This window comes from Proteiniphilum sp. (assembly GCF_040307845.1).
GTDB lineage: Bacteria > Bacteroidota > Bacteroidia > Bacteroidales > Dysgonomonadaceae > Proteiniphilum.
This window is the reverse complement of the sequence record NZ_JAWRIS010000025.1, coordinates 1-13,406: the sequence shown is the minus strand read 5'-3', so window position 1 is coordinate 13,406 and position 13,406 is coordinate 1. Positions and strand designations below refer to the sequence as shown.

Genomic DNA, 13,406 nt, shown 5'->3' with positions numbered 1-13,406 from the left:
TTTGCTCTCCTTCTTTATCATTATGAAAGCTGTATTAATGAATATGTGACAAAATAATTGATTATTGAAGGTTATACTATCTCCTCAAATCAATGGATTTTGACCGGAAAGTGGGTGCATATGCTCCGGATTATCCAGGCGTTCGGGTTCCATTTTTATGAAGTGGAAAAACGCTGGATATATATCCGGTAGCGGGCAAGTTCTTCTTCGTAACGATCGATTTTCCGCGTGAGCTCGTTGACCGTCCTTTGGTCCTGTTCTGTCTGCAGTTCAAACTGCCTGATCCTTTTCAACAATACGATCCGCTCCTTTTTCGTTTCTCCCAGTTTGTGCTCAAGCTGCCTGATCTTGTTGTTCGATGATAATTCCGTTTCGTCCTTCGACTTTTGAAGCAAGTCGAAAGCCTGTTTCAGCTTGTCGAACTCCTTGATGTAATCCTGCGTGAACTTGCCGTAGGCTTCCTGCATGGTTGAAAGCGCATTCCCTTCCGACTGTCTGGCCTCAGCATTCCGGTGCCGTTTATCAATCTTGAAGTAGACGATGAAAACGAGGATGGCCGAGAGCAATTCCCAGTTATCCAGGATTCAGTTCAAAAAAGTGTTATCCATTGCGGTTGGTCGTTATCAGTGAGCGGTTGACAATATCCGGTTTCCGGTTGGGTGACAAGAAAACAGGAAAAAGAACCCGCCGGAAGGGAACACTCCTGTTCCGGCAGGTTCAAAATGAAAGAATGAAAAATACATTTGAATGTGCAATCATATCACAGCCTGGAAATCAGTTTCCGGGCGGCATGGGGTGCCATCTCCATTATTTCGGCAATCTCCTCATATTCCAACCCTTGCATAAAACGGAGATAGATCGCCTCTTTTTGGCGGGAGGTGAGTTTCGATAAGAGGTCATCTACCTGATATTTGATAATGGTGCGGTCTTCTTCTTCGATAATCCGGTCCAATACGGTTGTGGTAATGGAAAAACCAAGCACCTCTTCAGAAATTTCGGTCGAGGTTGAGAAAGCCTTGGATTTGTAGGTGTTGTAGAGACTGTTTTTAAGGGATTTCAGTAAAAAATACTTTAGATGATCGATAGACGCAAAATCTTTCTTGTCGAAATATATTTTCAGGAATATGTCCTGAATGGCATCCTTTACGACTTCTTTTTCCGCTCCCAAACTTATCCCATAAGCATACAAATCATTTATATAAAATTCATAAAAGAAGGAAAACGCATGGTCATCCCCTTCTTTGAATTTCGTGAATAAGCTGATATGATCGGGGGTAAAATCGTTCATAATATGGTGTAACTTGCATGTATGGCGTGTGCAAATGTACACAAAATATCAATTTACGGGCGGATTAGATGGAGAATAGTTTCCAGTCCATCGGATATAGGTAAGACCATTGCCAATAGATACGATCACATTATAAACATAATTTATATCAAAAAAGAAGGTAATGTAACGTTGGGTACAATTTATATTGAATATAAATTGTATTTTTGCAGTCAATCGGAGATATTTATCTCTATAGTCAGTCAATACATATGATTTACGGCATAAAAAGCAACCTGGAAATATCCGGTATAATTCACCACTAAAAAAACAACCATTATGGCAACATACGAAAAATCAACAGTGATCGCCCTTGAGAAATCGATAGACTACGCTTCTGGTGGGGTAGTCAGCAAACAGGTGACCAAAAACAAAGCCGGGAATATCACTATCTTTTCTTTCGATAAAGAGCAAGGATTGACCGAACATACCGCCAACTATGACGCTTTTGTGCAGATACTCGACGGAGAAGCAGAAATCCGGATCGGCGGCGAACCCCATCTCCTGAAAAAAGGGGATTGCATCATTATGCCGGCCAACATACCACATGCCCTCACAGCCGTGGAACGTTTCAAGATGTTACTCACCATGATCCGCGGGGAACAATAGGTGTCCACCCACCCTAATACTCATATACAAGATTTTCCGGGGTATCTTCGGTAACGAACAATTGGTGTTCTTCTGCGTGATAAACCCCATCCTTCTTCCGAATTAACGTCAGGATGTTATTTTCATTCAATGCGCAAGGAACCTGATAGGTTTTTTGTTCGGCGTCATGTAATGCAAACAGATAATCATTCATCTTCCCATATCCATAAGGTGTATCCGGGAAATGATGGCCTTGTTCGGGATCCATTTCAAAGCCGTAAGGAAAAGCGCTGGACACGGAGAAATAATCTCCTGCTTTGGGGATGAAACCCTTGAGCGTAACCTGGATATATCTTTTTTGGGGAATATAAAGATTCTGCGTATAAGTCTTTCCACGTTCGAAAGATGAAACAAATAAATCTATCTTTGCATCCACCTCTTCGGCGAGTTCTGCCATGGGAGGATCTACAGATGTGATAATGGGCACCATATCACTCGCCATAAAATATTTTTTTGAGTCCAAATTCTTCATGTCAAAGATAAGCGAATAATCTTTGTTCACGTCAGAATTCTTGTCTGCTTCAGTTTCCAGCTCATCGTCCTTCACGGTAAAGAACAACCTGTATTTCCCATTCTTGTCCGTTGTCGTTTCTGCTTTATGCCGGGTCTTATAATATGCCAGCCACTTGGTTTTATGAAAATCCACTTTAACGACCACATTGGCAAGCGGAGTGCCGTTTGACGTAATAACCCTTCCCTCTACAACGGTGCTTTCCTCCGTTTCAACCGACTCAATGTTCCATTCTTCTTTTTGACAGCCTGCAAGACTGATCATGCAAAAGAATAGTAAAACCATTCTAAATATACGCTTTGTTTTCACCTGATTATCTATTTTTTCATTTTATCCACATCGATAATTAGTATTAGGATCCTGTTTTTGTGACCCTATCATATGCACGTCTTGTGTCAGAATTCCGTTTTATAATACATAGATGAGATTTTAACTAAAACGTTGCATGGAAATCATGGTATTTTCTTTTTGTCATCATTTTAGTTGATCCGAGCACTGTATTTAACCAATCACCTCTATCTCTTTACCTTTAGCTTTGGCATCGAGATACAGTCTGTATAGGCTCCCTTTTTCGTCTAACGACCCGAAGACTATTTTATCTGCTGTCTCAATGATATAATTGTTCCTGGTAAAACAGCTTTGTTGGGATTGACGTTTTATTGTCTGCAAAACAGGAGAGATAAGCAAAAGCCGGTTCTCCTTCAAAGGATTTTGTAAGGAATCAGGGATTTGTTTGTAGAGTGCCCTTCCCATTACCAGTATGATAGGTTGCTTTCCTTTCAGTAGAAAGTTTAAGACATCTTTCTCCAAAGGAGAATGGAAACCGCTAATAATACATGTACCTTGGTCCCGTTCCTGCGTAGCCCAATCGTAACATTTCAGTACGGAAATCGGGGAAATATCCCTGCTGCTCAAAAAGGCTGTTTTAGGTAGTTTCAGCAAATCTTTATTTCCTAGAAAGGGTAAATCCATGGGAATATTAATTCTTTAGCTCAAATGCATACAGATAATCAATTGGTTGAAGTGAATCGTTAAAACTCTGTTGCCAACCAATCTCTTCGTGGCTTACATCAATCATTTTCTGGGTAGAGAAATTCTTGAATTTGTCATCAATACTTTCTAGTATTTTCAGTTCCTGCTCTTGAAATAATTTATCGTTGAACTCTCTTGTAGGGATATATTTCTCCCCCACTCCTCCGTCAGGGAATGTTTTGTTATGCACTTTCAACAGGTCTATTTTTGTCAGATGTTCAAATATACTATTGAAATTATCCGGGACAGGTCCCATATCAATCGCGTAATATTCCGATCCACTTATGGAGACACCATATTCTTTGAAAAAGGTGAAATCCGCGTAAAACAATAACTTGTTCAACTTTGTTTTCCACGGTCGTTGATGGGTGCAGAAATAGATAATCATTTCCACAAATTTCCCAAAATCCGGTCTGACAAATCCGGTGAATCGACTTCGCTGCTTACCGTCAAAAAGATAGTTTCTGATTACTGTCTCTTCCTTATCAGCCTTATCAATCAATCTCTCCGCATTGTGTCTTGCTTTTTCTATGGCACTACCCTCCAATGTATGGGAAAGATCAATCATATCGAGAAATTTTCGTGGGTCGGCAGCCAACTGGATCAACCGGGCATTAGCCTGGGTGGGCATCTCTCCCGCTTCATATTGTCGGTATGTATTGTCCCCGAATCCCAAAACATGCGACATCTTTATTGCCGACAGGTCATATTTTTCCCGTATAGATTTTATGTCATCCGGATAGGGGATATTATATTTCTCCCTATATTGATTGATAACCTGATCGTAATTCAATTGCGCGAAATGTTCATCTTCGAACTCTTCACCCGTATCTTCACACTTCCATGTATGAAAACATATCATGAATGTTTCTTTCCGGAATGTCATTTCACGCCACTCCTTCCGGACGACCATTTCTTTCTCTGTAAACGGACTTAACATTGTTATTCGACTTTAATTTTTAAAGGGATAGATGATGGGATACTCCGCTTTGTGGAATGAGATACAAATTACGTTTCTTTTAGTGACAGAGATTTTTATATACACTTCAATACCTTTTACCATTTTACCGAAGGCCACCATTTCGTATTGCTCCTGATAGACTCCTTCTTCTATTCTGTAGAAATCTTCAGCCTTCAATTGTAAAATTACTTCCTTCCGCTTATCCGGAGGTATGTCCAAATCAAGCAAAGCCTGTGCGTTCTTTTCCCGCTGGCTCAGGAACATAAAGGTTATCACGCCACATGCCTCTTTGGTCCTAATCTTTTCCAAGAACTTTTCAATGTCTTGTTTGGTTGTCATTATGGTAATGCAAAGATATAGTATAATATTTATATACACAACTAAAAAGTTGACATTTTATTTATATATCCAAATATTATCGACTAATAAATTTATTTTAGCAATAGATATTTTTTACTCAATTATATCAAATAATTGGTGGCGATGGCGGATAAACTCACGTATACTGAAATATCGTCCAGATGAATTGAAAATTGAAAGAAGGAATACGCAAAAATAAAACTTTATCAAACCATGTACCGTCCTATATAAAGGCTATCGGATACCACCGTCCCATCGGCAGCTTTAAACGCCAGGTAAGTCTCTATATCATTCCCTTTCCAGTCCGGAGGTAATGGTAAACCAGCCTTCGTATTGGCTCTTTTACCGGCATTGAGGTCATACACCGATACCCCCCTTGCCGGATTGTGGGCAACCAGCATAGCCATATCGTCGGCGTGAGATTTTCCTTCCGCGTTCACTTCCCAATGAACCCGCAATTCACTCTCCCCCACTTCAGCATGCACGTTGGAAGCATTGCTTAGCAGGCCTTGGGAAACAAGTACATTCGGATAATCCAACCCCACTCCCTGGTCTCCTTCTTTCACGGCAAACTTCATGTTGTAAGACATCGCCGCATTGAAAGCGGTCATCCGTCCTGTGGCTTGAGACTGGAAGCCGATCCTGAGAAATGGGGTAATCGTTCCCAGGAAATTCATGGCGACCGATAACCGGCTACGCTGTTTGAGCTGTTTTTTTGTTTTGGGATCATTCACCCTGGCTGGCAGGCTTCTGATATAATCGATATCCCTCCATGACGCGCCTACCACTTTCCCCACTTTACCGGAGAACCCTCCAAAAGCACCTTCTTTTACTCTGCCCATACTGTTTTTCTTTTGGTTATAAGTATTATACAGGTCAAAGTAATGCATTTGAAATGATAATTCCAAATATTTGGCGCTTATTTTCTTCGGTTTTTATCTCACATTTATCCATACGTACAGGGCATGAATTAGCACTTATATACGCCTTGTTTAACTCTTACCTCAGACTTGCTTCCTTCTGATTTATTCGAACGAGGTACGACCCAGGTGCGAGGAATATACGACTGAAATATGACGGAACCCTAAAGGAACCCTAAAGGAACCCTAAAGGAATCCTAAAGGAATCCCAAAGGAATCCCAATGGAGTCTTAATGGAATAAGCCGCCTATATCGCAAAAAAGCCGGCACTTTTCAGCGCCGGCTTGTACTATTGCCTTATGAAGGCATCACTTTCTATTCTTACAGATTGGGATTCACGCTGTTCCACTGACCCACTGCCGGAATGATTCCCATGGCGATCACTTCGTCGCGCAGTTTCACCAGGTGTCCGTAACTCTGTTTCAGTTCAGCGATTTCGGTATCGGTACCTTTTACTTCACCGAAGGAAACACCGTTCTTGTCGAGTGTGGTTTCCATCGCCATCATGATATTCTCGAATCCGGGGATATTCACATAGCATCCTGCCGGCCAACGGAAAGCTTCGCCTCCCATGGCAGAGCGAATCATCTCTACTGAAGTATAAGCCGGGCTCTGGAAAGAAGAACGACCACGCAATTTGATGATATTGGCACCCCCTTTGGTTACACGGGTCTTTAATTCAGCCCATGCTTCGTTAGAGAGGGCATCGGTCCCGATAAGGCCGGTAAGCGGTTTGCCATCGACTTTGGCAGTAGAAGCGAAAACAGCCATCTGTTCGCCGTGGCCGCCATACGTACGGGCGCCGGTTACCTTGCTCTGTTCCACCCCGAAATGTTTTGCCAGTTCGCTTTGCAGACGAGTGCTGTCCAACGCAGCCAGGGTAGTCACCTGCGACGGTTTCAAACCGGAATAGATCAACGCCACCAGTCCGGTAATGTCCGCCGGGTTGAAGATGATGGTCAGATGTTTCAGGTCGGGGCAATATGCCTTGATATCTTTTCCCAATTGTGCAGCAATCTCAGCATTACCTTTCAGCAGATCTTCGCGGGTCATGCCGTCCTTACGGGGAGCACCACCTGAAGAGATCATGTATTTGGAACCGGTGAATGCTTCTTTCACATCGGTGGAGTAGGTGAAGTTTACTCCTTCGAAACCGCAGTGACGCATCTCTTCCACTACTCCCTCAAGACCCAGTGCAAACGGGTCGTAAAGGCAGATATTGGGCGTTAAACGCATCATGGCAGCTGTTTGCACCATGTTGGAACCGATCATCCCGGCAGCTCCTACAATCGTTAATTTGTCGTTCGTCAGAAAGCTCATAATTAGTTTATATTTGAATGTTAATAATACGTCGATTTCATACGACTAAAATTATTTGTTTTCAATGGGTCGTATGGAACTCGCATTTAGTCATGAACTTGGGTAAAATCATTTTAATGCTCGTTTCATTAGCCTACACAAGCGTGATTTGAGGCATCAAATATACAAAACATTGCCGAATCTAAAGATATGACGACTGATAATAAACGCTAAAATAGCGGATGACTGGATGCTACAGCAAGCTCCATGCGGCCGTCAGGCCTGCCATCACGATAGCCACCATGCTCATCAACTTGATAAGGATATTGAGGGAAGGACCGGAAGTATCTTTAAACGGGTCGCCTACCGTATCACCCACCACGGTGGCTTTGTGCGCTTCACTCCCTTTTCCACCCAGATGGCCTTCTTCGATATATTTTTTGGCATTGTCCCATGCTCCGCCTGAATTAGCCATAAAGACCGCCAGCACGAAACCGGCACCCAAACCGCCGGCCAGCAACCCCATCACTCCGGATACGCCAAAAATCAGGCCGGTCAAAATGGGTATGATAATGGCCAACAGCGAAGGCAACAACATCTCCCGCTGGGCACCTTTGGTAGAGATCTCCACACAACGGGCATAGTCGGGTGTCGTTTCCCCGGTCATGATCCCCTTTATCTCGCGGAATTGCCGGCGTACTTCTTCCACCATTTTTTGGGCCGCCCTTCCCACAGCATTCATGGTAAGTCCGCAGAAAAGGAATGCCATCATCGATCCGAGGAAAATACCTGCCAGCACCTTTGGGTTCATCAATGTAACCTGATAATAATTCATAAAATCCACAAAACTGGCTTTGGCCACCTCCACGGTATCACCATTCGCAAATTCAAGGATATCATTTCCCAACCGTAGCATCCCGATCCGTATCTCCTCCATATAGGAGGCCAGCAATGCCAGGCCGGTCAATGCCGCCGATCCGATGGCAAACCCTTTACCGGTAGCAGCAGTAGTATTTCCCAATGCATCGAGCGCATCGGTACGTTGTCTTACTTCCGGTTCGAGACCACTCATTTCGGCATTTCCTCCTGCGTTATCGGCAATGGGGCCATAGGCATCGGTTGCAAGGGTAATTCCCAGTGTGGAGAGCATACCCACCGCAGCGATGGCAATACCGTATAACCCCATACTCAGGTTCTCTCCTGAGATCATATTCTGCACATCGAAACGAATGGCTGAAAGGTAAGAAATCATAATAGCCAATACGATGGTCACCACCGGAATCACCGTAGAGATAAAACCTGTCCCCATTCCTGAGATGATTACCGTAGCAGGACCGGTCTGCGCACTGGCAGCAATCCCTTTTGTAGGTTTATAAGAATGGGAGGTAAAATATTCGGTGCCCTGGCCGATGATAATCCCGGCAAGGAGACCGGCAATCACAGAGAAGGACAAGCCCACCCAGTTACTGAAACCCAACAGGTACAGGATGCCGAATGTAGCACCGGCGATCAGGATCGCACTCACATTCACCCCCCTGTTAAGCGAATCCATCAACTGTTTCACTGAAGCATTTTCTTTGGTCCTCACCAAAAAGATGCCCAGGATAGAAAGGAACACACCTATGGCGGCAATGATCATGGGAGCAAATACGGCATTCTTCTGCATGGCGGGGTTCAATACAAAAGCCGATGCACCCAGGGCGGCAGTAGAAAGGATAGAACCACAATACGACTCATAAAGGTCGGCACCCATCCCTGCCACGTCACCCACGTTATCACCCACATTATCGGCAATGGTGGCCGGATTACGCGGATCATCTTCCGGGATGCCCGCCTCCACTTTTCCCACCAGGTCGGCACCCACATCGGCGGCTTTAGTATAAATTCCGCCACCCACACGGGCAAACAGCGCCTGCGTGGAAGCCCCCATGCCAAAGGTCAGCATGGTGGTGGTGATCATGATCAACTTATGGCCGGCATCGGCATCGTCTACAAAGTGATCCAGGATGAGGTACCATGCAGAAATGTCGAGTAATGCCAATCCCACAACCACAAGCCCCATCACGGCTCCCGAGCGGAAAGCAATCTGTAACCCGCTATTCAATGAACGCCGGACAGCGTTGGCCGTTCTGGCAGAAGCATACGTGGCCGTCTTCATTCCAAAGAAGCCTGCCAGTCCGGAGAAAAAACCACCGGTAAGGAAAGCAAACGGAACCCAGCTGTTTTGCAGGCCAAAGAAAGCCATGGTTGCAAAAAGAAGGGCCAACACAATGAACACCGCAGTCACCACTTTGTACTGTTGTTTCAGGTAGGACATGGCTCCCTCCCGAACGTGACGGGCAATAGTTTTCATTTTCTCAGTGCCCTCACTCTCTTTCATCATTCCCTTAAAGAAGTAATACGCAAAAATCAGTGCCACCACAGAGGCGACCGGTACAAGGTAAAAGTAATTCATAGATTATTTATTTATAGTTTGTAGTTCTGTGTCTGCTCTTATCAAACCCAACCGCAAAACAGGGTATTATTGCCATTTTGGACAAAGGTATCAAAAAAACAAACAGATAAGGCACATATATAGCAAAGTTTTCTTCATATTCCGCTCCCATTCAATCATTTTTTTAATATCTTTGTTTGTTTCCGCTACCGGGAGTCCCAATCAGAATGAATTGTCCTGCAATGATGGAACGGAGCGGTCTGGTTTTGCACACTAAACAGGATTATATCATGGTAAAGAATTTTCTTTTAAAAAGCGATAAAAGCCCGAAAAATGTCCAGATAAAGAAGGACATTATTAACCACTTTATCACTACCGGGAATGATACTATCGCCGAATTATCCAAGGAGCTCGATCTCAGCGTACCGACTATCACCAAATTCATTGCCGAGCTCAAGGATCAGGGATTAATAGCCGAATTTGGCAAGATTCAGACCACCGGGGGAAGACATCCGAGTGTCTACGGGTTGAATCCCACTTCCGCCTATTTTGTAGGCGTGGATATGAGCCGCCATCACCTGAACATTGCACTGATGGATTTTACCGGAAATATAGTGGAATACCAGATGGGCATCCCTTATACTTACGAGAACACCACAGAATCATTTGATCTTCTTTGCAGCCACATCCAAAAATTTATCGACAAGACCGGAGAACTCAAGAAAAAGATTTTCAACATCAACCTGAATATCTCAGGCCGTGTGAATCCTGAATCGGGATACAGTTACAGCAGTTTTTATTTCAGCGAAAGCCCGATCAGCGAAACGCTCACAAAACGGCTGAACTACAATGTAGGCATTGACAACGACACTCGGGCCATGGCCTATGGCGAATATATGAAGGGTGTATCGGAAGGAGAACAGAATGTGATTTTCGTCAATATTTCGTGGGGACTGGGTATCGGCATCATTATCGATGGTAAGCCTTATTACGGGAAGTCAGGTTTCTCCGGTGAGTTCGGCCATTTTCCGATTTTCGATAATGAAATTCTTTGTCATTGCGGAAAAAAAGGATGCCTCGAAACCGAAGCATCCGGCCTGGCGATACACAGGACGGTCATGGAGCGTATCTCAAAAGGTGAAAGCACCCTCCTTACGGAGCAGGTGAAAGACCTCGGCAAACTTACGCTTACAGATATTATCAAGGCCACCAATATGGAAGATCCGCTCTGTATCGAGATAGTGGAGGAAGTAGGCTATAAACTGGGTAGATATATTGCCGGTCTCATCAACATTTTCAATCCCGAGCTGGTAATCATCGGGGGGCAGGTAGCCGAAACGGAAGGATTTATCATGCTGCCCATCCGCAGTTCTATCAGGAAACACTCATTGAACCTGGTCAATAAAGACACAAGAATCGTAACATCAAAATTAAAGAATAAGGCCGGGATTGTCGGTGCCTGCATGATTGCACGAAGCCGCCTTTTCAACGAATAGCATTGGTTCACCACCCGATGCAGCATAGCACAGGATGGATTATACTAATTGAAATCCAACTCATCCATCAGATGGCCGGCACCTGCGAACTTGTCGATCACAAACAGCACGTAACGGATGTCCACAATGATGCTTCTCTGGTAATCCGGCAGGTACTGTATATCTCCCCCTACCCCTTCCCAGTTCCGGTCGAAGTTGAGTCCAATCAGTTCCCCTTTACCATTTAACACAGGGCTTCCGGAATTACCACCTGTACTATGGGTGGTTGCCACGAAATTTACCGGCATGCCCCCGTCAGCCAGGGCATAATTCCCAAAATCTTTTTGCAGGTAGAGCTCCTTCAGTTTGTCCGCAACCACGAACTCCCAATTCTCCGGGTCTTCTTTCTCCATCACCCCTTTCAGTGTAGTCTGGTAGTTATAATAAACCGCATCACGGGGCTGGTAACCTTTCACTTGCCCATAGGTAAGCCTTAGCGTCAGGTTCGCATCAGGGAAATGGGTATAAGGCCCGTCCATGGCAAGAATTCCTTCCAGGTAGGTTCGCCGTGCCAAAGAAAATGGCACATCATACTTACTCAATTGGTTCGTAAGCGAAAGCGCTTCTTCACTCACTGAACGGGCAAACAGGAACATGGGATCATTCAGCAATTGTTCCACCCGCCCCTTATTTGCTATGAACGACTGCGGATCGGCTGAAAATAATATCCAGGTCTCCGGGTTTCCGAAAAGGGAATGAGCAAAAACATAATCAATAAAAGCTTTTACATCTCCATCGCATTGGGTATGGAGAAGATCGAAAAAAGCGGGTTGTTTTTCCCGGTCGATCAACCTTACATATTCCGAAATCATCGCAGCAGAGACCTTCTTGTCCACATCGATATTGTAATCCTTATCGGCGAAAAGGGCATAATCTTCCTTCAATTGCAGGATGGTTCTCTCCATATCAGCTTGCCGGTTGTTATCGGCTTCGGCGGAACCGGCATCATTTAGCATTCGGCGCAGCATATTCCATCCCTTTTGAGGCACATTGGCAAATTCCACTCCCCGGATAATCCCTTCATTCAGCATCCAACTCCTGTAACGGAGGTCGGCTCTTTCCCCTACCATCCGCTCAATTTCATCCAACGCCTCCGCATACTGTGGCTTACGGTTATCCTTACTCCAATCCAGCAAACGGTTTTGTTGTTCCAACTTCAGTTGTTCAAAGTCCCGCATATCGATCGCCCAATTGGTCCCGATTGCGTTTTTATAGGCATTGGTGGAACCGGAATATTTGGCGGCATATTGAATATTTACAGCCGGATCGTTCAGCATCTCCTCCAACATGGTATTTTGACGGATCTCCCTCATATCGATCCGCACCCTGTTATCAATATCCCTTCGTTCGGCCACCTCCCAAGAGGTATAATACTTATGGGTTGTACCGGGAAATCCCAACATCATCGCGAAATCATCTTCATTGATCCCGGCGGAGGATATCCTGAGCCACTGTTTTGGTTTCAGCGGCACGTTTTCCGGCGAATAACCGGCAGGATTGCCCTCCTTGTCGGCATAGATACGGAAGAGGGAAAAATCGCCCGAATGGCGTGGCCACGTCCAGTTATCGGTATCGGCGCCGAATTTACCGATAGAACTTGGCGGGGCGCCCACAAGCCGCACATCGGAATAGACCTTCTTAGTAAACATGTAATATTGATTCCCATTAAAAAAGGATTTTATCTCCACTTCTATACCCGGTGCAGCCAGGAAATCCTCTCCTGCTTTCTCACGGGCAATCCGGTTAAGGTAAGAAGGAGATAAAAAGAAAACGCCGTCGGTATCCTGTGCCTTGTCCCTTTCAAGGCACTGCTTCACGTAATCAGTCACATCTTCCATGCGATCGATAAAGGTTACAGTAAGACCGGGATTAGCCAATTCCTCGGCTTTCGTCATTGCCCAGAATCCGTCCTCCAGGTAGTTATTTTCCAACGTACTATGGCTTTGGATCTGTCCATATCCGCAATGGTGATTGGTAAGCACCAATCCCTGTGAAGAAATCACCTCACCGGTACATCCCCTCCCGAAGAAAACAACTGCATCTTTCAGGGAACGACCATCGGGATTATAAATATCGTAATCTTCCAGTTCCAGGCCGAGTTTCCGCATCTCTGAAAACTTTTGTTGTTTCAATAGATGCAACATCCACATCCCCTCATCGGCAGATAAGGTAAAGACAAATGAAATACACAGCGACAGGCACAATACTAATTTCGTCATAATTCGGTTGTTATTCAATTGTTATTCGGTTGTTATCCGATTGTTATTCGGTTGTTATTCAATTGTTATTCAATTGTTATTCAATTGTTATTCAATTGTTATTCAATTGTTATTCAATTGTTATTCAATTGTTATTCAATTGTTATTCAATTGTTATTCA

General features: G+C 44.4%; 12 protein-coding genes. 2 read left to right on the top strand and 10 right to left on the bottom strand.

The features are described 5' to 3' along the window. Positions 1–155: 155 nt before the first annotated feature. Positions 156–566 (bottom strand): hypothetical protein, encoded by a 411-nt coding sequence (locus ABV001_RS05925; protein ID WP_352421949.1) that lies wholly within the window; start codon positions 564–566, stop codon positions 156–158. Positions 567–760: 194 nt separating this feature from the next. Further along, positions 761–1,288: an RNA polymerase sigma factor gene (locus ABV001_RS05920; protein WP_352421948.1), complete on the bottom strand. Its 528-nt coding sequence runs from the start codon at positions 1,286–1,288 to the stop codon at positions 761–763. Between the two features lie 318 nt (positions 1,289–1,606). On the opposite strand from ABV001_RS05920, the gene ABV001_RS05915 reads away from it, so the two are divergent. Continuing rightward, entirely contained in the window at positions 1,607–1,936 is a 330-nt protein-coding gene (locus ABV001_RS05915; protein WP_352421947.1) for a cupin domain-containing protein, read from the top strand. 13 nt (positions 1,937–1,949) lie between these two features. On the opposite strand, the gene ABV001_RS05910 is transcribed toward ABV001_RS05915, so the two are convergent. From ABV001_RS05910 to ABV001_RS05880, 7 genes are all read right to left on the bottom strand, one after another. Then, the gene (locus tag ABV001_RS05910) at positions 1,950–2,750 is read right to left on the bottom strand and encodes a carboxypeptidase-like regulatory domain-containing protein (RefSeq protein WP_352421946.1); all 801 of its coding nucleotides are present in this window, start codon (positions 2,748–2,750) and stop codon (positions 1,950–1,952) included. A gap of 237 nt (positions 2,751–2,987) precedes the next feature. Next, positions 2,988–3,458: a DNA-processing protein DprA gene (locus ABV001_RS05905; protein ID WP_352421945.1), complete on the bottom strand. Its 471-nt coding sequence runs from the start codon at positions 3,456–3,458 to the stop codon at positions 2,988–2,990. Between the two features lie 7 nt (positions 3,459–3,465). Beyond that, the gene (locus ABV001_RS05900) at positions 3,466–4,458 is read right to left on the bottom strand and encodes a type II toxin-antitoxin system antitoxin SocA domain-containing protein (RefSeq protein WP_352421944.1); all 993 of its coding nucleotides are present in this window, start codon (positions 4,456–4,458) and stop codon (positions 3,466–3,468) included. A gap of 12 nt (positions 4,459–4,470) precedes the next feature. Further along, positions 4,471–4,818 carry a type II toxin-antitoxin system MqsR family toxin gene (locus ABV001_RS05895; RefSeq protein WP_352421943.1) on the bottom strand — a complete coding sequence of 116 codons (348 nt, stop codon included), beginning with the start codon at positions 4,816–4,818 and terminating at the stop codon, positions 4,471–4,473. A gap of 227 nt (positions 4,819–5,045) precedes the next feature. Next, positions 5,046–5,681 carry a DUF6266 family protein gene (locus ABV001_RS05890; protein ID WP_352421942.1) on the bottom strand — a complete coding sequence of 212 codons (636 nt, stop codon included), beginning with the start codon at positions 5,679–5,681 and terminating at the stop codon, positions 5,046–5,048. A 399-nt stretch (positions 5,682–6,080) separates the two neighbouring features. Further along, on the bottom strand, positions 6,081–7,079 hold the full coding sequence (locus ABV001_RS05885; protein WP_352421941.1) for a malate dehydrogenase: 999 nt from the start codon (positions 7,077–7,079) through the stop codon (positions 6,081–6,083). Positions 7,080–7,311: 232 nt separating this feature from the next. Then, entirely contained in the window at positions 7,312–9,513 is a 2,202-nt protein-coding gene (locus ABV001_RS05880) for a sodium-translocating pyrophosphatase (protein ID WP_352421940.1), read from the bottom strand. Positions 9,514–9,782: 269 nt separating this feature from the next. Between ABV001_RS05880 and ABV001_RS05875 the strand changes: the two genes are divergently transcribed. Beyond that, on the top strand, positions 9,783–10,988 hold the full coding sequence (locus tag ABV001_RS05875) for an ROK family transcriptional regulator (RefSeq protein ID WP_352421950.1): 1,206 nt from the start codon (positions 9,783–9,785) through the stop codon (positions 10,986–10,988). A 44-nt stretch (positions 10,989–11,032) separates the two neighbouring features. Here the strand turns inward: ABV001_RS05875 and ABV001_RS05870 are convergent, their stop codons facing one another. Beyond that, on the bottom strand, positions 11,033–13,246 hold the full coding sequence (locus tag ABV001_RS05870; RefSeq protein ID WP_352421939.1) for a S46 family peptidase: 2,214 nt from the start codon (positions 13,244–13,246) through the stop codon (positions 11,033–11,035). Between the last annotated feature and the right edge of the window lie 160 nt (positions 13,247–13,406).

Coding starts and splice junctions, on each gene's coding strand:
- ABV001_RS05920 (WP_352421948.1), bottom strand. CDS start 1,288: ATGAACGATTTTACCCCCGATCATATCAGCTTATTCACGAAATTCAAA.
- ABV001_RS05915 (WP_352421947.1), top strand. CDS start 1,607: ATGGCAACATACGAAAAATCAACAGTGATCGCCCTTGAGAAATCGATA.
- ABV001_RS05910 (WP_352421946.1), bottom strand. CDS start 2,750: ATGATCAGTCTTGCAGGCTGTCAAAAAGAAGAATGGAACATTGAGTCG.
- ABV001_RS05905 (WP_352421945.1), bottom strand. CDS start 3,458: ATGGATTTACCCTTTCTAGGAAATAAAGATTTGCTGAAACTACCTAAA.
- ABV001_RS05900 (WP_352421944.1), bottom strand. CDS start 4,458: ATGTTAAGTCCGTTTACAGAGAAAGAAATGGTCGTCCGGAAGGAGTGG.
- ABV001_RS05895 (WP_352421943.1), bottom strand. CDS start 4,818: ATGACAACCAAACAAGACATTGAAAAGTTCTTGGAAAAGATTAGGACC.
- ABV001_RS05890 (WP_352421942.1), bottom strand. CDS start 5,681: ATGGGCAGAGTAAAAGAAGGTGCTTTTGGAGGGTTCTCCGGTAAAGTG.
- ABV001_RS05885 (WP_352421941.1), bottom strand. CDS start 7,079: ATGAGCTTTCTGACGAACGACAAATTAACGATTGTAGGAGCTGCCGGG.
- ABV001_RS05880 (WP_352421940.1), bottom strand. CDS start 9,513: ATGAATTACTTTTACCTTGTACCGGTCGCCTCTGTGGTGGCACTGATT.
- ABV001_RS05875 (WP_352421950.1), top strand. CDS start 9,783: ATGGTAAAGAATTTTCTTTTAAAAAGCGATAAAAGCCCGAAAAATGTC.
- ABV001_RS05870 (WP_352421939.1), bottom strand. CDS start 13,246: ATGACGAAATTAGTATTGTGCCTGTCGCTGTGTATTTCATTTGTCTTT.